Here is a 21,086-nt window from a genome sequence, read left to right as displayed (position 1 = left end):
CGATGCTGTGTATAGCCAAAACTCAATGAGTGGAGGGACAGGCGAACGGACGGGTTACATGGATCTCAGTGACTACATCAAGGCCATTCGCGACCGATGGTTTGTAGTTGTCGTGTGTCTCATTCTCGGGGTGGGTGCCGCGTTCGTTGTTACACAACGGATGCCCGCCGTTTACACGGCTGATGCCATGCTTTTCGTCAAAGTTGACTCGACTTCCGGATCACTTTATGAGCGGTCACAATTTGGTCTTCAACGGGTCAAATCGTACCCGAGCGTGGTCATGAGTCCGGATGTTTTGTCGCCAGTGATTACCGAGCTCGGCCTGTCCTTGTCACTAGCTGACCTGAGGTCTCGGATCAAGGCAACAAATCCAATAGATACGGTGTTTCTTCAGATCGAGGTCCAGGACTCTAGCGCTGGGGAATCTGCGAACATTGCAAATTCTGTGTCTCGTAGCCTTGCCACAGAGGTGGGCAAGCTGGAGACTGCGGACGGCGAAAAGGCTTCGGCCGTCTCCCTTGTCTTGACTGTGCCAGCATTGCCCCCAGCTTCAAAGTCATCGCCAAACCTGGCGGTCAACGGGGCGATGGGGCTGCTCGTCGGCCTGGCGATTGGGCTTGCTACAGCCGTCCTCATGGCAAGATTCAAAAGGCGGGTGTTTGATAGCGACGATGTCAGGAGGGCAAGCGGGTTGCCTGTTCTTGGCCAAATACGACGGCCACCGTCACGACTGCTCATCTCCGGTCTACATGCTTTGCGCAAACCGACTATGAGCGACGACGTGGATGAACTGTACTCACACTTGAGTTTGGTAGTCGGAGGCAGAATTCCGAACCCCCTCGTACTATTCTCCAGCGACGCGGACTTGCGGACTTCAGATTTGCGATGTGACTTGGCCGCGGCCATCGCTGCCTCTGGCAGACACACAAGTTTGATGGAGCTGGACTATGAGGCCATGGAGTACGCTCACGGCACTGTGTTGTCGGACAGTCACGGAGTTGTGGACGTACTCAATGAGAAATGTGATCTCGCGGATGTGATCGTACAGCCGCAACAGCTCGGATACGCGTTGGTGCCTGCGGGCAAAGTCGAGAATGCGCCCACTAATTTCGCTGTAAGCCAGCATTTTGCAGACTTGGCAAAGCATCTCCGGGAAGGGTTCGACGTTGTCCTGGCACATACAAGCCCGGCATCCCGGCCAGTAGATTTTGCCACGATCGCGACCTCCAGTGATGGCATCATTTTGGTGATCGACTATCGTCGAACGACCCAAATTTCTTTGTCACGTTTGGTGTCCCAGGTGCGTGCCTTTGGCATTGAGCCGCTTGGAGTTGTCATGTGCGCGGTGCCAAATGGGAAGAAATCGAGTGTTTTGGAATCTTGGCAAGCGTCGGATTACCTAAGACGGGGTTCTGAATATGAAAACCACCGCACTTCAGACGGATAGTCATGGCCCGGTCGGGCAAGCCTACAAACATCAACTTCTTCGTGACCTTGCCCCCTACGTAACGTGGTTGCTGGTCGTCGCCAGCGTCGTTTCTTGGCGCAAGGGTGTTTATTACTCCGGTGGGGCCGACCCGGTTGTGCTGGCGAAGGCTGCCCTAGGGATCCTTGCACTGGCTACCGCCGTCATTGCCTACCGATTTACACAAAACAAACAGAGCTTGAGTGCCCGGTCGGTTGGTTTCCTTCTGGCGTATGTTGCGATTTCCACAATAGGGGCCGTTGCCACCGGCAGCCTCGGTGCCTCAACGGTCCTCAGCATCAGAGTGCTGCTTGTGGCCGTGACGATCGTGTTCCTGTTAGGCGCATTTCCTGCCAGGCCGATTCTTGTCTCGTTGCTTACCGTTATGGCATTGACGGGAGTCCTTGCCGCCGTCACGGGATTTCAGTCTATCTTGGCCGGCGATCGGATATTCGGAGTGGTTCCGCCTCTAAACCCGAATGACATATCACTGCTTTGTTGTTTGCCTGCGCTCGGTCTCGTCCACGAGCTCAGTTATGGAAAAACAAAATTCATTGTGGGCGCACCCGCATTGCTTGTCCTGTTCAGTCTAGTTTGGCTTACCGGATCGAGAACAGGTCTATTTGCGACGATGCTGGCAATGATATTGATTGTTCTCCATCGACGTCGGTGGCGTCTGGGTGTCGTTCTATCCATATTTGCCCTGATACCTGTCGTTTTTTATATTCTCGTTGGGACTAACACCTTGGCGAAGGTTATTGAACGGGGGGATCCGACCGGGGCAAATTTGCTAACGTTGAATGCACGGACAATAGCTTGGACAGCAGTCCTCAACACGCCTCCGGGCACCTGGGCTCGATGGGTAGGATCTGGTCTGATCGTGAAACAGGTGGCCGTAGCGGGACAATACTGGCAGGATCAGGTTCTTGATAGCAGTTGGATCTCCGCACTGGCGCAAGCCGGCGTGATTGGAACTGTCATTTTGGCTATTTGGTGCCTGGCTACAGTGGTGAGTAGTTTCAGGTCAGGTAGCATAAGGTCGTTTACGACGCCGGCACTCGTTTTGGTCCTTGTTCGGAGTTTCCTTGAGAACGGGTTGGTTGATTCAAGTATTCCGTTCATTTTTTTCTTTGTTGTTGCGTTGCTAGTGGAGCGGCACACCAGCAACGCAACAAAGTTTGCCGACCGAGTCAGCAATCAGCGCCTAGTTCAAGGAAGCGCCAAGATAGGCAGCCCCGACGGGCTTGCCCAGCAGAGTGGCCATCGATGATGGGAGCGGGACGCTCACGGCAGTTTGTGACGCTATGACCTCCGATACTGGCTTCCATCCTGAAGTAACCGCAGCTCCTTCGATGAGCATGGATCTATTTTCTTGACCTGTCGATTTCTTGAATGCATCAAGGGTTGTATACACGCCGGGGTTGGCGCTTCCTCTCGACCAGACGTTGGTCCATGATGGACTGGTCTTTGTTGGACGTGCATAGACGTTTCCTATTGCACTGACGCTCATGGCCTCGGCAGTGAGTGCCTTTGAATAGTCTTCAACGCATAGAAGGCAGTTGCCTTTGCCGGCCGCAAGAATGTTGTTGCGCACCACGATGTCCTTGTTGACCCACGTCATGGTCGAATCGGGAAATGCCTGCCGGGGGTCGTGTCCTGGAACCGACTTGTTGCTTGCCCTCCGAGTATCTTGGACGATGTTGAGGTTCCGGCCATTACCTGCAATTGTGTTGTTCCAGATATTTACAACACTCGTGTCATTGAGCTTGAACCCGTCACCCGTGTTGCCAGTGATGACATTGTCTCCAATGACAAAATTAGAAGAGATTTCGGTAATCAGTCCGTGGCCAACGTTATTAATTATGTCGTTGTGAATCGCTTGGCCGTTGTACACGGACTCATCAAACCAGAGCCCGGGGCCCGCGTTGTTCGTAAAGGAGCTGTCTCGGAACGTGACACCCCGTGACCGGCTAATCTTGAAGCCACCGGACACCGGCGCGTTGTTGAACAGTTCTGTGTTGTTGCCGTAAGCCAGAATTCCGAGGGCCTTGAAATTGTCGGCGTAGCTTGCACTTCCACCGAGCATGCCATTGCGCGCGAGGGTCACATTGCGGAACGTAATATTGGCCCCTACTGCGTGAAGCCCCGTACCTGCGTTGTCTACTATGACAACGTTTTCAATGGTGACATTGTCCTTTTCTGCTGTGACCGCTCCCATGTCGGGCACACTGGGCGCAAACCTCTGGAATCCAATGCCACGCAGGGTACTCCCGGTACTCTGAACGCTGGCGGCTTTTGCGATGTCGCTAGCACGCACGCTGTGACCCTCGGGGCTGCTCCCCAGATACAGTTTGCTCGTGGCGTAGTCAACGTAAAACGTTCCAGGCGTCACGCTTGCCGCCGCCGAAACCTGTGTTAAGGCTTTGCCATCGATCCACATTTGGTCTGGATGCGCTGCCATGGGATGCGCTGGGTTGACGAAGGACCAACCTGGCGTGTTTCCATCGGCTGCGCCTCTTGTATACGTAGGGCTAGCATCAAATTTTGCTGTCCAGCCGGAAGCTACCCAAACTTTGCCGCTTGCCACCCAATTGGTAACAGGGCGGCTGCCGTCAAACCAGACAGCCTCTTTCGGATATGACTGGATAGTCAAGTTCTTATTTGCGGGTACTTTGACGCCCTCGTGGTAATTTCCGCCGCGAACTACGATCGTTGCTCCGGAAGGAGCGACTGAAATTGCCCGTGACACGGTCTTCAACGGAGAACTAAGAGTTCCTAAAGAAGTGTCCGAACCGGATGGTGATACGTAGATTGCTCCGGCACCAATGGAATAGGACGTGGAACCGACAGGTGCCGAGCCAGCGTTCACGCGAGTTCCGGACATGTTGATGGGCGACGCGGCGTCGATGGGCGCTGAGGGTGCGGCCTGGGCCATTGGCGCAACTAGCACTGTTGCAACACCCAAAGCAGTCACTGCCAGCAGGGTACGGCCTTTAGTGGATCGTTTTTGGGCACGGGTAATTACATTTCGAAAAGTGGGGATCACTCTAGAGTCCTCATGGGAGGGGATGCGGTTGCGCTGCCACCCCCAGTAGGTGTGCGCGACCCGGACAGATGTTTCGAGAACCGTTGACAATTGTTACACGAAAGTAATCATTAATCCACAATGCCCCAACCCTTGGCATGCTAATCGACGGATCCATCCTTCTCCTTGGAGCCGCGATACCCCAAGACTTTGGCGGGGACTCCGCCAACGATCGCCCCCGCCGGAACGAGTCCTCTGACCACGGCCCCGGCGGCTATCACAGCCCCATCGCGGATGTCAGATCCACCGAGTATTGTCGCCCCCGCGCCGATCCATACATCGTTGCCGATGGTTGTCTCAAGTCGCGTCTCGCCTTGGTCTCGGATGGTCCGATCAGTACTTTCGAAGTTATGGTTCTCAGAAACGATCGTTACGTTGGGTGATAGTAGACAATCCTTGCCGATCGTTATACCACCTTGGCCGAGCAGGACATTGAAAGCGCCGATGGATGTTCGTGACCCGACGCTTATGCCGACGCCAACGTTTCGTATGACACCCGAGCCACGGAGGATCGCGTGCTGATCGACTGTGACGTGGTCGCCGAGCACAACTCCCTGCTGGCTAACGCCGTCGATCGTCACACCTGCATTGAGGACGGTGCTTCTGCCCAGCACTATGTGTCCCCGTCCGCGAATGGTGGCCGACGGCGAAATAAGTGCTGACGGGAAACCTCGTAGTGCCCCCACCAAGAGTTGTCCAGATCGTCTCGAGACAACCGAAATCAGGTCACTGGACTTCAGCGTCGGGTCGATACCTGTGCTAATTCCCCTGGACCGGCGATAGATCATGTCCAAAATTTTGCGAGTCCCAGATGTCTTTGCGTTATTGTCGTGCAATTGTGCGTCGATAGCCGCTCGCATGCTGGTTACAGTCTTCTCCCAAGAGTATGCGTCGGATAATGGGAGACTCGAAGTGCCGGATCTCATGGCGGAGCGAACTGCCGAAGCAATCTCCCCCGGGACCAACGCATCGAAAAAATGACCAACTGAACCGAATTCTTCAAATGCCGGAATTCGGCTCAAGGCGATCGGTGCCCCGCATTCCAACGCCTCGAGAATTGGCAGGCCAAAACCTTCGTCCAGAGACGGAAAAATAAATGTGGCACTGTCGGTATAGAGGCGTTTTAGCTCGGAATTCGATACGAAACCTGTCCAAATGACGTCATCGCCATATTCCGCTTGTCCGTCAGGAGGTGAGATAAGGCCATCGGATGAGCCGACTACTACAAGGGGAAAACTGGGACTGATCAGACCGTCTGCCCGTAATGCTGAGATCACCGCAGAGACATTTTTCCGAATATTGAGACGGCCAACCGTGAGGAAAAATTGTCCTTTCGATAGTCCGGGTAGTAAGGGTGACAGCTCGGCACGACGAAAGTCTTCGGGAAGTCCAAGGCCTACATGGTGGACTTTTGCGGCAAGTGAAGGATTTAGACGTGCGATTCTCTCGTGCTCGGAAGCCGATGATGTCATGATTATATTGGCTCGGCGGGCTAACAATGGGATGGCACTCAAATATATGCGTTCTTTCCACGTGAACCATTCGGGGTGTTCCTGGAACATGACGTCGTGAATAAATACCGCGGTAATCGGCGATGATTTAATGGGTGTGAAATTTTGTGTAACAATCGCGTCAAAATTTGAATGTTTTGTCATTTCCAATGTTGCCGCAATAGCGTGTTGATTGGAATGTAGGGCTATATTATCGAATTTCCCGATCGTCAACTCATCTTTTGCGAGTATGCTTGCGCTTCTTGTTGCAATAACTATATTGTCGTCCGGGAATACTCTGGCCCAAGCGTCAACCATGGATCGTAATACATTCTTTCCAGATGGTGGTCCATCAAACCACCAAGCGGCTTCAAATAGGACGCGCATGCCAACCTCCCTGAGTTTGTCTGTAATCGAAGTCTAGTGGGGTCTGTGGGAAATTCGGTGAACCTTGACTTGAGTCGGTTAGAATCTGACTATGGTTGGCAGGCTTATTCATTGCAGTCAATGACGGAAGGCAATCTTTTGGTGGCCGAGCTCAAAATGAATCAGGCGGTAGGGACTGTCTGTGTGGATCGTAAAGTGGGCGTATCCCGCCGACAGTTCTTTGCCGCGCTTTCAACGTCGATGGTTTTGGCGGGATGTTCGTCTCCGTCTCGTCAAATCAACGGCCAGGGCATCCCAACAGTCGCCGGTCTCATTGCACGGGACAAGTTTCTCATTGCACATCGAGGGTCCGGGGACAACTGGACCGAGCACACTATGGCGGCTTATTCATCGTCGTTGACTGCGGGTGCCACTGCGATTGAGGTGTCCGTGCATGCAACGAGCGACGGAATATTGGTTTGCCATCACGATGAGTCAACGCTTCGAATGACTGGTGTCGACTTGGATATTGGGAAACACACTTTCTCAGAATTGTCTGGCGTGCTCAACGACGCCCGAGCATGGCTTGGGCCGGCAGCGGCACCTAAGCCGATTCCACGGCTAGAGGCAGTTCTGGACGCTTTCGCCTCGCGGGCTGTGATCTTTATTGAGGACAAGCAGGGCACAAACACCGAATTGCTGCTTGACCTGATGGATAAGTACCCCCGATCGCGAGAGAGATTCGTATGGAAGCAACCTGCTGCATCCCTAGCTTATGTGGGAGCTAAAGCCCGCGGCTACACGACATGGGGTTATTTTATGGATGATTCCGACGGAGCCATCGAAAAATACTCACGGCGGTTTGATCTTGTAGGAATTTTTAATGGGGCTTCGGATGATGACATACGCAAACTCGTTAGAGTAGGCATAAAGACTATTTGTTGGGAGATTCATACTCGATCGATGGCCGCGCGAGTCGAATCCCTTGGAGTCGACGGCTTGATGTGTTCCAACTATCCGTATGTTTCCACAAATCTTGCATTGTCTGGAAGGGACTCTTTTGCGACTGGGCGAAGGGCCGCCGGAGACCTTCCCTCGGCCCTTAGCTGGAAATTTCAACCGGTCATCGATCCGAACGAAGGGTCATTGGCGTTCAATTTACCTGGCCCAATGGGGTACTCAATGGGTTCACTGTGCCCGCTCCCCAGCGAAAAGGCTCTCATCCGCTTCGAAGTCCGGTGGCCGGGAACGCTGCCGTCCCAGGGTACCGCAGGCATCGCTTTTGGGCTTGCGGACGACTCGCCATTCATTCCTGGTATATCTGGAAGGGCCGGATATATTTTGAAAATTCGGCCTCAAGGCTCCATGGAATTGGCAACCCGCAAGGAGGGCGTTTCGCATGGGACGGTTATTGGGACCCATCAAATAACTCCGATGGCGCCAGGCGAGTGGCGTCAATTTTCGATTGGTTTTAACGGGGTTGCCGTGGGGTGTAGCAGTGGCGATTTCGAGCTGTCGAAATTTACAGTTGACGATGTAAGTAACCGAGGTAAATATTTCTCGCTTGTAACGAGTAACGAAGCGGGCACCAGCGTCGAATTTAGAAACATCATAGTTCAGTAGTAAAACCAAGCAGGCGGATCCTGAGCTGTTCTCTCGCGGGTGGTAGAACGTAACCAGTGCTTTCGATTTTCTTCAAATTGAAGGTGCTGTGCTCCGGCCTTGGCGCGGTTTGTTTGCCGGCGAAGTAGTCCGCGGCGGGCACCCCGGTGATGTGGCTGCGGGGGTGGCCGAGGAGTTCGTACACGTCGGCGGCAATGTCGGCCCAGGACTGGACGGGGCCGGCATTGCTGAGGTTGTAGCTGCCGTAGGCGGGCCGGGTGGCCAGGAGGTGTTCGATGCCGGCGGCGAGGTCTTCCGTGAAGGTGAGCCGGCCGAATTGGTCGTTGACCACGCCGGGCTGCACACCTGCCGCGGCGAGTTTAGCCATGGTGGCCACGAAGTTGTTGCCCTCGCCTATGACCCAGCTGGTGCGCACCACGTAGTGCCGGGGCACGGTGGCTGCGACGGCGTCCCCGGCGGCTTTGGATTGCCCATACACGCCTAGGGGTGAGAACGGTTCGTCCTCGTCGTGGATTTCCACGGTGCCGTCAAAGACGTAGTCGCTGGAGACGTGCACCAAGGTGATTTGGTGTTCGGTGCATTTCCGGGCCAGGCCTACAACGGCCGAGACGTTCACGGCCCAGGCTGCGGCGCGTCCGGCGGGGGTTTCCGCGGCATCGACCGACGTGTAGGCGGCGGCGTTGATGACCGTATGGTAACCGGAGAAGTCGGTGTCGCGAAACGGGTCCGGGCCTGCGAGGTCGAGCTCGGTGCGGGTGGCGAACTCGACCCGGGGGTCGGCGTCGTACCGGGCACGCAAGGCACGGCCGAGCTGGCCGTTGGCACCCAGGACGAGTGTTTTCCTATCCTGCATGGGGGAAACGCCGGCCAGCCGCGGGTGGGTAAGGTCCTTGTCGGAGAGTTCGGCGTCGGCCAGAGGGATGGGCCAGGGAATGTTGACCGTTTCATCGGCCAGGTTCAAGAAGGTGTACTGGGCCGCGGGGGACCAGTGGGCGTTGACCAAATACGAATAGGCGGTGCCGTTGTCGAGGGTTTGGAATGCGTTGCCGACCCCGCGGGGAATGAAGATGGCGGTGGAGGCATCCAGCACTGCGGTGAACACGGACCCGAAGGAGGGGCCCTCGCGCAGGTCGACCCAGGCCCCGAAAACGCGTCCTGTGGCCACGGAGATGAACTTGTCCCACGGTTCGGCGTGGATGCCGCGGGTGGTGCCGGCGGACTCGTTGAAGGAGATGTTGTTTTGTACGGGGCCAAAGTCCGGCAGGCCGGCCGCCGCCATTTTTTCGCGCTGCCAGTTCTCCTTGAACCAGCCCCTGTTGTCGCCATGGACGGGCAGGTCAAAAAGGACGACGCCGGGAATGGGGGTTGGGTGCACTGCCAGGGTTTTGCCGTACTGCAGCCCCGTCACGAGTGCACCCCGCCACTGGTGCGCAGCGCCTCTCCCTGATCGAGGTATTTGGCCTCGGTGGCGGCCTTTTGCGGGCGCCACCAGGCCTCGTTGGTGCGGTACCAGTCGATTGTGCCGGCCAGTCCGGCGGCAAAGTCCGGGTAGGAGGGGGACCAGCCCAGCTCGCTGCGCAATTTCGTGGAGTCGATCGCGTAGCGAAGGTCGTGCCCGGGGCGGTCGCTGACGTGGTCGTAGGCATCGGCCGGCAGACCCATGCCGGCCAGGATCCGCTCAATGACGTCCTTGTTGTTCCGTTCCCCGTCGGCACCGATCAAGTACGTTTCCCCGGCGGTGCCCTTTTCCAGTATGGTGAGCACGGCCGAGGAGTGGTCGTCCGCGTGGATCCAGTCCCGAACGTTTTGCCCGGCGCCGTAAAGGCGGGGCCGGATGCCGTCTAGGATGTTGGTGATTTGGCGGGGGATGAATTTTTCCACGTGCTGGTACGGGCCGTAGTTATTCGAGCAGTTGCTGATGGTCGCGTACACGCCAAAGGAACGCACCCACGCCCGCACCAACAAGTCTGAGCCAGCCTTCGTGGAGGAATACGGGCTGGACGGGTTGTAGGGGGTGTTTTCGGTGAAGCGTTCCGGGTCATCCAGGGCCAGGTCCCCGTACACCTCGTCGGTGGAGATGTGATGGAAACGGGTACCGTGCCTGCGCACCGCCTCCAGCAGCGTAAACGTGCCGGTGATGTTGGTGTGCAGAAACGGGGTGGGGTCCGACAGCGAATTGTCGTTGTGCGATTCCGCCGCGTAGTGGACCACGGCGTCAACCCCAGCCACCAGGGAGTCCACCAAAGCGGCGTCACAAATGTCGCCCTCGACAAAGGTGAACCGCTCCGCCGACAGCCCCGCCAGAGAGGCCAGGTTGCCCGCGTACGTCAGCTTGTCCAGCACCGTGACGGCAAAGTCTGTGTGCGCTATCACGTAGTGAACAAAGTTGGACCCAATAAAACCGGCGCCGCCGGTGACCAGTATTCGCTGCATTCACAAATCCTATCCGTTTGGAATTGAAGGGATTGCCAGACATGATGTTGTTTATGCGCGGAATTATTCTTGCCGGTGGAACCGGTTCAAGGCTTCACCCGATAACGCTTGGCATCAGCAAGCAACTTGTCCCGGTTTATGACAAGCCCATGATTTATTACCCGTTGTCAACGCTGATCCTGGCGGGCATCCGGGACGTCCTGATCATCACCACCCCGCATGACGCCGAGCAGTTCCAACGCCTGCTGGGCGACGGCTCCCAATTTGGCATCAACCTCAGCTACAAGGTCCAGCCCTCGCCCGACGGTTTGGCGCAGGCCTTCGTCCTCGGCGCCGACCATATTGGCCAGGACACCGTTGCCCTCGTGCTCGGGGACAATATTTTTTACGGTCCCGGCCTGGGCACCCAGCTGCAAAAGCACGAGTCCCTCACGGGCGGGTCCATTTTCGGCTACTGGGTCAAGGAACCCAGGGCTTACGGCGTGGTCGAATTTGATGGTGGCAAGGTGGTTTCCCTGGAGGAAAAGCCTGCCCATCCCAGGAGCAACTATGCGGTTCCGGGCCTGTATTTTTACGACAACAACGTCATCGACATTGCCAAGAACCTCAAGCCCTCGGCCCGCGGCGAGCTGGAAATCACCGACGTCAACAAGGCCTACCTCGAACGCGGTGAGCTGCATGTTGAACTGCTCCCGCGCGGCACGGCATGGCTGGACACCGGCACGTTCGCGGACCTTAACGATGCCTCCACCTTTGTGCGGACGGTGGAAAGCCGGCAGGGGCTCAAGATTGGCGCGCCGGAAGAAGTTGCCTGGCGCATGGGCTTCCTCAGCGACGAGGAACTGCGCGAAAGGGCCGGACTCCTGATGAAGAGTGGTTACGGGACCTATTTGCTGGACCTTCTCGAGTAAGCCGAACCTGAGATGCCCCTAGAGCCCAACAGTGCGACAATTAGGTGAGATGGCCGTGACGTATTGTGTTGCGTCCGGCGCAGGTCGATCGACGGTCTGCGGCACTAGCCTAGGAGCGCTAATTTGGTGACAGGATCCGCCGCCCATGACCACAACGGGCCTCTGACGGACACAGAAGTTTTGCGCATCCGCAATGACTTCCCCATCCTGGAGCAGGAAGTCAACGGCAAGCCGCTGGTCTACCTCGATTCGGGGGCCACCTCGCAAAACCCGTTTAGCGTCATGGAGGCCGAGCAGGAGTATTACGAGCAGCGCAATTCCGCCGTGCACCGTGGCGCCCACACTTTAGCCGTGGCTGCTACGGATGTGTTTGAAGATGCCCGCAGCACCGTTGCCGCCTTCATTGGAGCCGACGACAACGAGCTCGTCTGGACCCAGAACGCCACCGCCGGACTCAATCTGATTGCCTACTCCTTTGGCAACGCCAGCGTTGGCAAGGTTTCGGAGCACGCCAAGAAGTTCGCCCTCGCTGCCGGAGACGAAGTCCTGGTCACCGAGATGGAACACCACGCCAACCTCATTCCCTGGCAGGAGCTGTGCCGCCGCACCGGAGCCACCTTGCGCTTCATTCCCATTCACGACGACGGCACACTGGACATGTCCGCCGCAGCAGAGCTGATCACCGAGCGCACCAAAGTCCTGGCCTTCACCCACGTTTCCAACGTCACCGGTGTCATCAACCCGGTGGCCGAGCTGGTGGCATTGGCGCACGCCGTTGGCGCGCTGGTGGTTCTGGACGCCTGCCAGTCGGCCCCGCACCTGCCCCTTGACGTCAAGGCACTGGACGTGGACTTTGCCGTGTTCTCCGGCCACAAGATGCTGGCGCCCACCGGCATTGGCGGCGTGTACGGCCGCGCCGCGCTGCTGGACGCGATGCCCCCGTTCCTCACGGGTGGCTCCATGATCACCACTGTCACGATGGAGGAGGCGGGTTATCTGCCGGCTCCGCAGCGTTTTGAGGCTGGTACCCAGCCCATCTCGCAGGCTGCGGCCCTCGCTGCCGCCTGTAATTACTTGAGCGAGACGGGCATGGCCCGGATCCATGCGTGGGAAGCGGAACTTGGCCAGCGGCTGGTGAGGGGGCTGGAAGGGATCGAAGGAATCAGAGTCTTGGGTCCGGCGTCGGGCGTTCCCCGGGCAGGATTGGCCGCCTTTGAGGTGGCGGGAGTGCATGCGCACGACGTCGGACAGTTCCTTGACGCTGCTGGCATCGCCGTCCGCGTGGGGCACCATTGCGCCCAGCCGCTGCATCGGCGTCTCGGTTTGAACTCGTCCACTCGGGCGAGCACTTATTTGTACAACACAACTGCCGAAGTTGACGCGTTCCTGGCCGCGGTGGCCGGCGTGCGAGGCTACTTTGGCGTGGAAGGTGCCTCATTGTGAGCGCGTTGGATTCGCTGTATCAGCAGATTATTTTGGAAGAGTCCAAGACCCGGCGGGGCGGTGACCTGCGCGATGATCAGTTGGACGGGCAGCATTTGCCGGCCAATGTGGGTCAGTGCCACCAGCTGAACCCGGTGTGTGGGGATGAGATCACGCTGAGGATCGAAACCGCCGAGGATGAGGTTAGCGGTATTCACTGGGCGGGGGATGGCTGCTCCATTTCAATGGCGTCGGCCTCCATTCTGAGCGACATGGTGGTGGGCCTGAACCGCGCCGAGGTGGCCGCGTTGATTGCGAATTTCCGCGAAGTGATGCGCTCACGCGGGAAGCTGGTTGCTGACGAGGAGATCCTCGGCGATGCCGCCGCGCTCTCAGGTGTTTCGAAGTTCCCGGCCCGCGTTAAGTGCGCCATGCTCGCATGGGTTGCAGCTGAGGATGCGCTGAACCAGACGCGCTAGCCTTTCTGGCTACGCCGTGGGACGGTCTGTGCGCAGCGCACGGCGCCTGTGCAGTGACCATGCGAACAACACCAGCAGGGCTCCGAATAATGCCCCGGAGCTGTTGGCGACAATATCGCTCCACGCCGGAACCCGCTCGGGTAAGAAGATGCCTTGCGCCAGCTCTACAGCGCCGGAGACGGCCGCAGTAATGACCACTGAGAGCCACCAGAGCCGCCGGTGCAGGCGGAGCGTCAGGATGATTCCGAAGGGGATAAACAGCAGAATATTGGCGGCGAATTCTATCTTGCGGTAGCCGATGAACCATTGGGCAGGCCATGGCTGTGTAGCCACATGATGACGTGCGTCAAAGCGCCGGTAATTGGCCTGTCCACGGGAGACGGCCAAAACAGGATGCCGGCCAAAGCAGCAAAGTAGATGATTGCCAGAACGACGGCGATTTTGTGGCTGGTGGTTCTCACAAGGGTCAGTCTAAGCGTAGGGCAACCCGTTTGTGAGCTGAGGATCAATTGTCGTAAAAGGTACGGGTGATGTCGTAAATTGGACGATGTTGGTGCCGTTCGTGTGCCGTGCTGAGTCTATTGGGGGATATCTGTGGCAGCCATTCGTTTCAAAGCAGCATCGCGCTTCGGCGCAGATGGATGCGGGCACGTCCCGCAATTGACTCCTAACTTTGCTATCAACTTGCGGTTGGATCGCGGGCAGCGCTGCAATGTTGCCGGGATTGATTTTGGTGAAACTGCCGTTTATGCCATGTATGTGTCAGCGGGGGAGAGCCGTGTTGTTGGGCGCCCGGATCTTGAAGGCGGAGTTTCTCTGGTTTTTGTGATGGATGGGGAGCTCGCGCTGGTTGAGGGGTCGGCAGGGCGTCCAGTGTGTGCCGAGCGTGGAGATGTTTGGATGTTTGGCCGATCAGCCGAATTCGGCCTTGCCGTCATTGCCGATGCGCAGTTGGTAGCGGTCACGTTGCCGGCCAGGTGCTGACCGATTTTGGTCTCGATCAGGTCCAGGCACTTCGGGCACTAGACCCCAACTCCTCCATGTTGACCCCTGTCCTGGGGTTCTTGCGCGAAGTGGCGGTGCAGGATCAAGACGTGCCATCCGTGGCGGCATACTTCATGGAGAAACTGGTGCATGAGATGGTTGGCGGCATCGCGTTGGAAAACCGTGGTGCCAGATTCGCCGCGACTCCCGACAAGGGATTCTTTGACCAGGCCATGGACTACATAGCTGCCACGGCAGGAGATAGCTGCCTGACTCCTGCCACTCTGGCCGAAGCACTGTCATTGTCTCTCCGTCAGCTCCAACGAGAATTCAAGCGCAACAACACCAGTATTGCGGCCGTCATTTTGCAGCACAGGACTGAACTGGCAGTGCGGCATTTGAAGGATCCAACACTGGATGTACTGCCACTCGAGAAGATAGCCGAACATTCCGGGTTCGCCTCCGCTGCCCAGCTTCGGCGGACGCTCCGGGAGGTGAGGGCTGGCAGTCCCAGTGAGATCCGGGCGAACGCCCGTGCGCAGCTGAATATGAAGAAACCTGCCGCACGCCATCCGTGAGCACGCCACATGAATGCTGATTTGCGACGTCACATGTCATCTTTTGCGACAGCATTAGGGCAATCCTGTGAAAAGGATTCAGCAGCACGGTTGACTTATCTCAGGCGCCCAATGGGGGAGGGCCTGATTACTTTATTTTCCTAAGGGGAACTTGTGTCTGATCTCGAACAGCAGAACTTTACAAACAAGCCGCGCAACCGTCGCGCAATTGTCAAGGGTGCAGCCTGGTCCGTACCGGTCATCGCAGCAGCGATCGCCGCTCCAGCAGCCAGCGCCTCCACGGCCAACGCAGGCATTGCTTGGACAGCGAGTAGCTCATCATTGGTGAACTTGCGTGTTTTGGACAGCGCGACTGTTGTTACCGCTCAGGTTCTGCCCACTGTTCCTACCGCATTCACCATCACCAACGGTGCTGGTGCAATTAGCGGTCCCGCCACGGTGACCATCAGGGTGGATCGTCCCTCAGGCATCAATATTTCTTTGGGGCGCGCACGCGGATTCGGCGTTTATTCCTACGCAGGGGTTCCGACTCCTTCGGGGACTCGCGAGGCCGTTTACCAGAAAACACCTATCGTCTTAGGCGTTGGTGGCATTGAGTACGGTTTCCCGTTGACCACTTACACGGCCACGCAGAACGTGACTGTTGATTCCAATGGCCAGCTTGTTGTACCCGTAGAGTTTGCATTGGCTGGTCGCAGTGATTTGGTTGCAATCTCCGCTTTGGCCAACTTCCCTGTTACCCTCACTGTTGCTTTCGCCGATGGAAATACTTACACGGCCAGCACGGTGGTTTCCGTACCGGTGGGTGCTGGAGTTCTTTAATTCGACGCACAACGCCTATTCTGCTGGTTATCTATTAAATCCAAATCATTTTGATTTGGTCAAATTTCGGCTTGGTCCGGTGTAAGTCAGAAATACCCTTGCCGCACATTAGTGGTAAGGGTATTTCTATTACAGCGCGGATGACCAGCCCGTAAGGTTCTTAGCGTTCCTGACGGGTGTCGCTACGCCGGTAATTGCCCTCCATGAACGAACCGTTTCTCGGCATCACTGTGCCATAGACAGATCCAAAGACCACCTCGAAATTGAAGGACTTAGGGATAGTTTCACCGCCAGAGGTCCATAGAGCGAACTGAAGGATCAGGGCCTGTTCGCGGGTGAGAAGCAGATCCGGCTCCTGTTTAGCGGTCAGCGGATTTGGTCCGTGTTCGCCAAGAAACGCGGGTTGAGCCCGCAAAGCGGGCCCGCCCGTCCAGGCTGATCTGGTCAAGCAGGACTTTACCGCTGCAGCACCCAACCGGCTCTGGCTCACTGAAATCCCCGAGCACCGCATCGGTCAGGGCAAGCTCTATTTGTGCGCGCTCAAGGACGTCCAATCGAACCGGATTGGCGGATACTCGATCGGCTCACGCCTGAAGGCATCTCTCACCGGGGCAGGTTTGCGCAACGTAGTGTGGCTAAGGTCGCCACAAGGGGTGGTGCCTTCGGACCGCGGATCTCAGTTCCGCTCTAACGCCTTCGTTCGGACCCCTTTAAGATCAATGGACTGACTGGCTCGATGGGCCGGGTAGGAGCATGCGCTGACAACGTCGCCGTGGAGTCATTCTTTGCCATGCCGTAGAAGAACGTCCTGGACCACCAACGATGCTCCACACGGCAGGAACAACGGCTGGCAATCGTGACCTGGAACGAAAAGACCTCCCACGGCAAACGCCGACAACTGAAGACTTAGCCGGCTAACCCTGATCGATTTTGAGACAATGAACACCGGCCCCTAATCCGACTAGAAACACTAAACCGGCTCTTCCGAATGCAGGGTGTAGGTGGGGTTGGTCAGTGATGAATCCGGGCGAGGAACTCGTTTCGGTATAGGTGAGGGCCTTGGTAGAGAATCAGATTGTCTAGATCCAGATTTTTCTACAGCAAGGCCCTCGTGTTCAACGCTACCCTTCAATGCCCTGACCTGACTACTTTCTGCCGCCTTGACGGGCTTGGTCTGGAAGCGACCGGGCAGTTCCTTGCTCCTGATCGTGCTGTGATTGCCTGTCGGGTGGTGGCCACGGATGAATGGTGCCGTAAGTGTGGCGGCGAAGGTATCCCGCGGGACACAGTGACCCGGGAACTCGGCCATGAACCCTTCGGCTGGCGGCCGACGACGTTGCTGGTCCGGATCCGCCGCTATCGGTGTACCGGGTGCGGTCATGTCTGGCGGCAAGACACCACCCAGGCAGCCGAACCACGGTCAAAGCTTTCCCGTCGCGGCCTGGTGTGGGCGTTGGAAGGCATCGTGTGCCAGCACCTCACCGTCGCTCGCGTCGCCGAGGGGCTGGGCGTGTCCTGGAATACCGCGAACAAGGCCGTGTTGGCCGAAGGACGGCGGGTGCTGATCAATGACGCCACACGCTTCGACGGAGTGAAGATCATCGGTGTTGATGAGCATGTGTGGCGCCACACCAGACATGGAGACAAATACGTCACCGTCATCATCGACCTCACCCCGGTCCGCGACAAAAAGGGCCCCTCTAGGCTGCTGGATATGGTTGAGGGCCGTTCCAAACAGGTCTTCGCTACCTGGTTGAAGGAACGCCCTCAAGCTTGGCGTGACGGGGTGGAAGTCGTGGCCATGGACGGGTTCTCCGGGTTCAAAAGCGCTGCCGCCGAAGAGTTGCCTGCCGCTGTTGCGGTGATGGATCCATTCCATGTCGTCCGTCTTGCCGGCGACGCGCTCGATGACTGCCGTCGCCGGGTGCAGCAGGCCACGTGTGGGCATCGGGGACGGGCCGGGGATCCGCTCTACAAAGCCCGGCTGACGCTGCATACCGGTGATGGGTTGCTGACCGAGAAACAACAAAAGCGAATCGCTGATCTCTTCGCCGAGGAGAAACATGTCGAAGTCGAAGCTACGTGGGGCGCCTATCAACGCATGATCGCCGCCTACCGGGCAGAAGACCCGGCCCAAGGTAAGAAGCTCATGCAAGCCCTCATTGATTCCCTCAGCAGCAGGGTCCCTGCAGCTCTGAAAGAACTGAAAAAGATGGGCCGAACACTCAAACGCAGGGCAACTGACGTCCTCGCGTACTTCGACCGTCCGGGAACTTCTAACGGCCCAACTGAAGCAATTAATGGAAGATTGGAACACCTCCGAGGATCCGCCCTTGGCTTCCGCAACCTCACCAACTACGTCGCCAGATCACTGCTGGAATCCGGCGGCTTCAGACCGAAACTACACTCTCAATTCTGAAGAGCCACTAAACCTTGAGAATCAAAGAAACCCAGGACAGTCCCTTGCGGCTCCTTTAGGGGTATAAATATGGACCCTGATGTGGCGGCCCTTTGACTGGTTCCTTTGGATTTCCAGTAGAATTGATCCTTCTGTGATCATCTAAAAGGAGTGTCCTCTTCAATGAAAAAATGCTCGTAGCCCTGCCCTTGGTCGGGGTTCTTCTACTCACAGGCTGCGGATCTGCCCGGACAGCGGACAGCTCGGAAACACCGAATATCCCAGCGACGAACGCGGCAACGAAGGACCTAACCGAGCTCAAAGCCCGTTACACGGATGCTGGCTTTGAATGCAAGGACTGGTCGGTTAATTCGGGCTTCCCGAAAGCAAAATCATCTGGATCCTGCGCCGAGGAAACAAAGATTGGCTACTTTGACTCAAACGCTGACGTGGAAAAACAACTCGCCGAAAGTAAGGCTTGGTCAGGCAGCAACAAAATAGGCAAGCGAAGCTGGGTTGTCGGTGACAAATGGATCATTGCGACCCCCAAGCCCGATGAAGTGGCCACGAAACTCAGCGGAAAAGTCGTCACCTTCTAGGCCAGGCCCTCGTATGGGTTTGTTCTGGTGAAAAGAAAGGCGCCTCCATTCGAGGCGCCTTTCTTGTGTCTCACCAATTGACTAGGACAGACCTGCCATCATCGTCTTGAATGCAGGAGCCAACAGCTCCGAATACTGTTTGGTGACGTGGATGGTGTCACGCTTTACCACAGTGGCCCCCGCGAACGCGGGGCAATTTCCCTTTTGATTGCAATACCAAAAACGTGTGTCGACTGCGCTGATGCCAGTGTCCTTCGCGGCTGCTGAATAAGCTCCGGATACGAGCTCAAAGCCATGGTCTATGCTGGCCACGCAGTCACTCGGGAGGCTGGACTTGGTAGCGCAGATAGAGATCGTCCGAGCGGATGGCGGTGCAGCCACGATGACAACTTTTGCTCCACTCGGCTTGAGGGCCTCAATTGTGTCCTTAGCGCCTTGCTGCCAGGCAGCTGCTTTTGCGTTTCCGTCTGCACCCGCAACGTTCGTCAGGGCCCCGGGGCTGTTGGTGAGGAAGACGATTTGCGGCTTGGTTCTCAGGATCTCGGCAATGGAGTCCGCTTTGAACTGCTGGCATGAAGCCATTTCCTCTGCCCTGTCATCGTGGACTTCGACCGCCAGCCCGACACAACCAGCTTTGGAGAGTCCACGGACGTTGTACTCGTCACCGATTGCAGCTCGAGCGGTGGCAACGAGTGCGATTGCAGTGGAGTCTCCCAGTACAACAGCGCTTTTATCGTGGCCGCCAGTGAAGTCGCAGATACCGGGGTCCAGTGAACCAGTTCCGCAACCAGCGTCCTCCTCATCTGGCTTCCCTTCACTCATTACATCGTCCAAGCTCGGATTCAGAGCTGGCCACGTAGTGGCTTGTAGCGCTGAATTAATGCCGTCTTGAAGTTCCTGAACAGCCGAGTCCAGCGTGAGTGAATCAGCCTGTGTCGCACCTTGGGTCGGAATCGATACGACATCTGCGAGGTCCACCATGACAGCAGCTTTTGGTGGTGCAAGAGTGAGAGGGATAATTCCCGCGACAAGGACAGCAAGACCGGCCACGAACAGCCGCTGCAGGGCCATGGCGTCGTCAGGCTTCTTTACTCCGGGGGTCTTTGATGACATCGAATCTAAAAGGAGCCAGTCTGACCGGCGGACCGGTTCTTCGACGAAGTAGTAGCTAGCGCAGGACAATAGGACCATAAGTCCCAGTGCGGTGATGTAGGCCGGCCACGCCCATTCGTTGACGTACTCGCCCATAAAAATAATCACGGGGAAGTGCCACAAGTAAAGAGAGTAGGAAATGTTCCCAACGAACCCGGCCGCTTTATTCGTGATCGGGTAAAGGAACTTTTGCTCGCCGCCGGTTCCGGCGATAATTACCAAAGCCGTGGAGGCCACAGGAAGAGCTGCCCAGGGCCCAGGGAAAGCCATATCACTATTGATTAGCCAGATCGATGCGGCGATACCAGCCAAGCCTGTCCACGCGATGAAAGGACGCAGGCGGTCTTTGATTTTCATGAGGGCCGGCACCATGATTGCAAGTAATGCGCCCACGCCCATTTCCCAAACCCGAGAAAACGTATTGAAGTATGCGAATCCGGGGTTAGACGATGTCTCCAAGACAGCCCAGACAAAAGAGGCGACGATGATCAAGCCCATGATGACCGCGAGTCCAAAGCGGTGGGATGCTTTCTTCCCTGCTAGGGCGCTTAGTACGACGATGATAACGAACGGCCAGACAAAGTAAAATTGCTCCTCGACGCCGAGAGACCAGAAGTGCTGGAAGGGGGAAATCGCACCGTCTGCGGCCCAATAATCGGTCCCTGTGACAGCGAATCGCCAGTTGGCCGAGAAGAAGAAGGCAGAAACTCCATCCACGAGTGTGTCCCACGCTCTGGATGGACGAAACGTCAGGAAGCTGAGAGCAGTTACGACGATCAGAGCAACGATGGACGCCGGCAAGATCCTTCGAATCCGGGCCCGGTAGAACTCAGAAATTGAGATCCTTCCAACCCTTTCGTGCTGTCGAACCAGCTGCCCAGTGATCAGAAATCCTGAAATGACGAAGAAGATATCAACTCCAATGAATCCACCGCCTGGCCAGCCGAGCAAATGATCCGCAACGACGGCTAGAACGGCGATTGCCCTGAGCCCCTGGATATCGAAGCGGAAGTTCGTTGTTTTCTTGCCTGGTCCAGGTGGCGGTGCACTAACCCGCGTGCCTGTGTCGAGCGATATTGCCAATTTTCCCCCAGTGATTTGGTCTCGTCGGCACTAAAGGCCGACCTCAGCTTATCCGAGTGGGGCGAATATCATACGATTTTTCGTAGTACTCAGTTTGAATCTGAGTAAAGATTCGAGGATACCCCTCTAATCGTCGGAATGTCAAGCTGCACGCTGCCGTCGTTGTCCAGCTTGAGCGTGGCTTTGGCGGTTGCTT

General features: G+C 56.8%; 18 protein-coding genes and 2 pseudogenes. 12 read left to right on the top strand and 8 right to left on the bottom strand.

All coding sequences use genetic code 11. The annotated features are described in order from the left end of the window. Nucleotides 1–58 precede the first annotated feature (58 nt). Both AS189_RS16540 and AS189_RS20085 read left to right on the top strand, forming a co-directional pair. Nucleotides 59–1,447 (top strand): Wzz/FepE/Etk N-terminal domain-containing protein, encoded by a 1,389-nt coding sequence (locus AS189_RS16540; protein WP_062291333.1) that lies wholly within the window; start codon nt 59–61, stop codon nt 1,445–1,447. Continuing rightward, entirely contained in the window at nt 1,419–2,735 is a 1,317-nt protein-coding gene (locus tag AS189_RS20085; RefSeq protein ID WP_129587319.1) for an O-antigen ligase family protein, read from the top strand. The genes AS189_RS16540 and AS189_RS20085 overlap by 29 nt, the downstream gene beginning before the upstream one ends. On the opposite strand, the gene AS189_RS16535 is transcribed toward AS189_RS20085, so the two are convergent. The 3 genes and pseudogenes from AS189_RS16535 to AS189_RS16530 form a co-directional block, all read right to left on the bottom strand. Further along, entirely contained in the window at nt 2,670–4,118 is a 1,449-nt protein-coding gene (locus tag AS189_RS16535; RefSeq protein ID WP_237759903.1) for a right-handed parallel beta-helix repeat-containing protein, read from the bottom strand. The two genes, AS189_RS20085 and AS189_RS16535, sit on opposite strands and share 66 nt — an antisense overlap. 39 nt (nt 4,119–4,157) lie before the next feature. Next, nucleotides 4,158–4,349 (bottom strand): annotated as a pseudogene (locus AS189_RS21360) (hypothetical protein); the annotation flags it as partial. Nucleotides 4,350–4,651: 302 nt separating this feature from the next. Next, nucleotides 4,652–6,427: a glycosyltransferase gene (locus tag AS189_RS16530; protein WP_082634391.1), complete on the bottom strand. Its 1,776-nt coding sequence runs from the start codon at nt 6,425–6,427 to the stop codon at nt 4,652–4,654. Between the two features lie 57 nt (nt 6,428–6,484). On the opposite strand from AS189_RS16530, the gene AS189_RS16525 reads away from it, so the two are divergent. Beyond that, the gene (locus AS189_RS16525) at nt 6,485–8,029 is read left to right on the top strand and encodes a glycerophosphodiester phosphodiesterase (RefSeq protein ID WP_129587317.1); all 1,545 of its coding nucleotides are present in this window, start codon (nt 6,485–6,487) and stop codon (nt 8,027–8,029) included. On the opposite strand, the gene AS189_RS16520 is transcribed toward AS189_RS16525, so the two are convergent. Both AS189_RS16520 and rfbB read right to left on the bottom strand, forming a co-directional pair. Continuing rightward, nucleotides 8,016–9,437, bottom strand: coding sequence for a sugar nucleotide-binding protein (locus tag AS189_RS16520; RefSeq protein WP_193393491.1), 1,422 nt, complete (start codon nt 9,435–9,437; stop codon nt 8,016–8,018). The genes AS189_RS16525 and AS189_RS16520 overlap by 14 nt on opposite strands. Beyond that, nucleotides 9,434–10,462 carry a dTDP-glucose 4,6-dehydratase gene (gene rfbB, locus AS189_RS16515; RefSeq protein WP_062291322.1) on the bottom strand — a complete coding sequence of 343 codons (1,029 nt, stop codon included), beginning with the start codon at nt 10,460–10,462 and terminating at the stop codon, nt 9,434–9,436. The genes AS189_RS16520 and rfbB overlap by 4 nt, the downstream gene beginning before the upstream one ends. A 53-nt stretch (nt 10,463–10,515) precedes the next feature. On the opposite strand from rfbB, the gene rfbA reads away from it, so the two are divergent. The 3 genes from rfbA (at nt 10,516) to sufU (ending at nt 13,274) form a co-directional block, all read left to right on the top strand. Continuing rightward, on the top strand, nt 10,516–11,373 hold the full coding sequence (rfbA, locus tag AS189_RS16510; RefSeq protein WP_062293916.1) for a glucose-1-phosphate thymidylyltransferase RfbA: 858 nt from the start codon (nt 10,516–10,518) through the stop codon (nt 11,371–11,373). Nucleotides 11,374–11,496: 123 nt separating this feature from the next. Then, nucleotides 11,497–12,816, top strand: a complete 1,320-nt coding sequence (locus AS189_RS16505; RefSeq protein WP_062291319.1) for a cysteine desulfurase — start codon at nt 11,497–11,499, stop codon at nt 12,814–12,816. Next, a complete protein-coding gene (gene sufU, locus AS189_RS16500; RefSeq protein ID WP_062291316.1) occupies nt 12,813–13,274 on the top strand; it encodes a Fe-S cluster assembly sulfur transfer protein SufU in 462 nt (153 codons plus the stop codon). The genes AS189_RS16505 and sufU overlap by 4 nt, the downstream gene beginning before the upstream one ends. Nucleotides 13,275–13,283: 9 nt before the next feature. On the opposite strand, the gene AS189_RS16495 is transcribed toward sufU, so the two are convergent. Together AS189_RS16495 and AS189_RS20300 are read right to left on the bottom strand one after the other, a co-directional pair. Then, nucleotides 13,284–13,607: a VanZ family protein gene (locus AS189_RS16495; protein ID WP_160320857.1), complete on the bottom strand. Its 324-nt coding sequence runs from the start codon at nt 13,605–13,607 to the stop codon at nt 13,284–13,286. Beyond that, the gene (locus AS189_RS20300) at nt 13,556–13,735 is read right to left on the bottom strand and encodes a hypothetical protein (protein ID WP_160320856.1); all 180 of its coding nucleotides are present in this window, start codon (nt 13,733–13,735) and stop codon (nt 13,556–13,558) included. The genes AS189_RS16495 and AS189_RS20300 overlap by 52 nt, the downstream gene beginning before the upstream one ends. Before the next feature lie 133 nt (nt 13,736–13,868). Here AS189_RS20300 and AS189_RS16490 point away from each other — a divergent pair, with 133 nt between their 5' ends. The 6 genes and pseudogenes from AS189_RS16490 to AS189_RS16465 all read left to right on the top strand — a co-directional run bounded on the left by AS189_RS16490 (nt 13,869) and on the right by AS189_RS16465 (nt 18,655). Then, entirely contained in the window at nt 13,869–14,258 is a 390-nt protein-coding gene (locus AS189_RS16490) for a hypothetical protein (protein ID WP_062291309.1), read from the top strand. Then, nucleotides 14,252–14,836, top strand: coding sequence for a helix-turn-helix domain-containing protein (locus AS189_RS16485; RefSeq protein ID WP_062291305.1), 585 nt, complete (start codon nt 14,252–14,254; stop codon nt 14,834–14,836). Before AS189_RS16490 ends, AS189_RS16485 begins: the two co-directional genes overlap by 7 nt. A gap of 153 nt (nt 14,837–14,989) precedes the next feature. Then, the gene (locus AS189_RS16480; protein WP_062291301.1) at nt 14,990–15,658 is read left to right on the top strand and encodes a hypothetical protein; all 669 of its coding nucleotides are present in this window, start codon (nt 14,990–14,992) and stop codon (nt 15,656–15,658) included. 307 nt (nt 15,659–15,965) lie between these two features. Next, nucleotides 15,966–16,614: pseudogene (locus tag AS189_RS20900) on the top strand (DDE-type integrase/transposase/recombinase); the annotation flags it as partial. Between the two features lie 155 nt (nt 16,615–16,769). Then, nucleotides 16,770–18,077 carry an ISL3 family transposase gene (locus tag AS189_RS16470; RefSeq protein ID WP_062291294.1) on the top strand — a complete coding sequence of 436 codons (1,308 nt, stop codon included), beginning with the start codon at nt 16,770–16,772 and terminating at the stop codon, nt 18,075–18,077. A gap of 170 nt (nt 18,078–18,247) precedes the next feature. After that, entirely contained in the window at nt 18,248–18,655 is a 408-nt protein-coding gene (locus AS189_RS16465; protein WP_062291291.1) for a hypothetical protein, read from the top strand. Nucleotides 18,656–18,736: 81 nt separating this feature from the next. Here AS189_RS16465 and AS189_RS16460 read toward each other — a convergent pair whose 3' ends face one another. Next, nucleotides 18,737–20,890: an acyltransferase family protein gene (locus AS189_RS16460; protein ID WP_160320854.1), complete on the bottom strand. Its 2,154-nt coding sequence runs from the start codon at nt 20,888–20,890 to the stop codon at nt 18,737–18,739. Between the last annotated feature and the right edge of the window lie 196 nt (nt 20,891–21,086).

This window comes from Arthrobacter alpinus (assembly GCF_001445575.1).
GTDB lineage: Bacteria > Actinomycetota > Actinomycetes > Actinomycetales > Micrococcaceae > Specibacter > Specibacter alpinus_C.
The sequence above is the reverse complement of the archived record's forward strand: the minus strand, read 5'-3'. Positions and strand labels throughout refer to the sequence as shown.

Bases quoted from the DNA above. Each gene is read 5' to 3' on its own strand.
- AS189_RS16540 (WP_062291333.1), top strand. From the start codon at position 59: ATGGATCTCAGTGACTACATCAAGGCCATTCGCGACCGATGGTTTGTA.
- AS189_RS20085 (WP_129587319.1), top strand. From the start codon at position 1,419: ATGAAAACCACCGCACTTCAGACGGATAGTCATGGCCCGGTCGGGCAA.
- AS189_RS16530 (WP_082634391.1), bottom strand. From the start codon at position 6,427: ATGCGCGTCCTATTTGAAGCCGCTTGGTGGTTTGATGGACCACCATCT.
- rfbB (WP_062291322.1), bottom strand. From the start codon at position 10,462: ATGCAGCGAATACTGGTCACCGGCGGCGCCGGTTTTATTGGGTCCAAC.
- rfbA (WP_062293916.1), top strand. From the start codon at position 10,516: ATGCGCGGAATTATTCTTGCCGGTGGAACCGGTTCAAGGCTTCACCCG.
- AS189_RS16465 (WP_062291291.1), top strand. From the start codon at position 18,248: ATGCTCGTAGCCCTGCCCTTGGTCGGGGTTCTTCTACTCACAGGCTGC.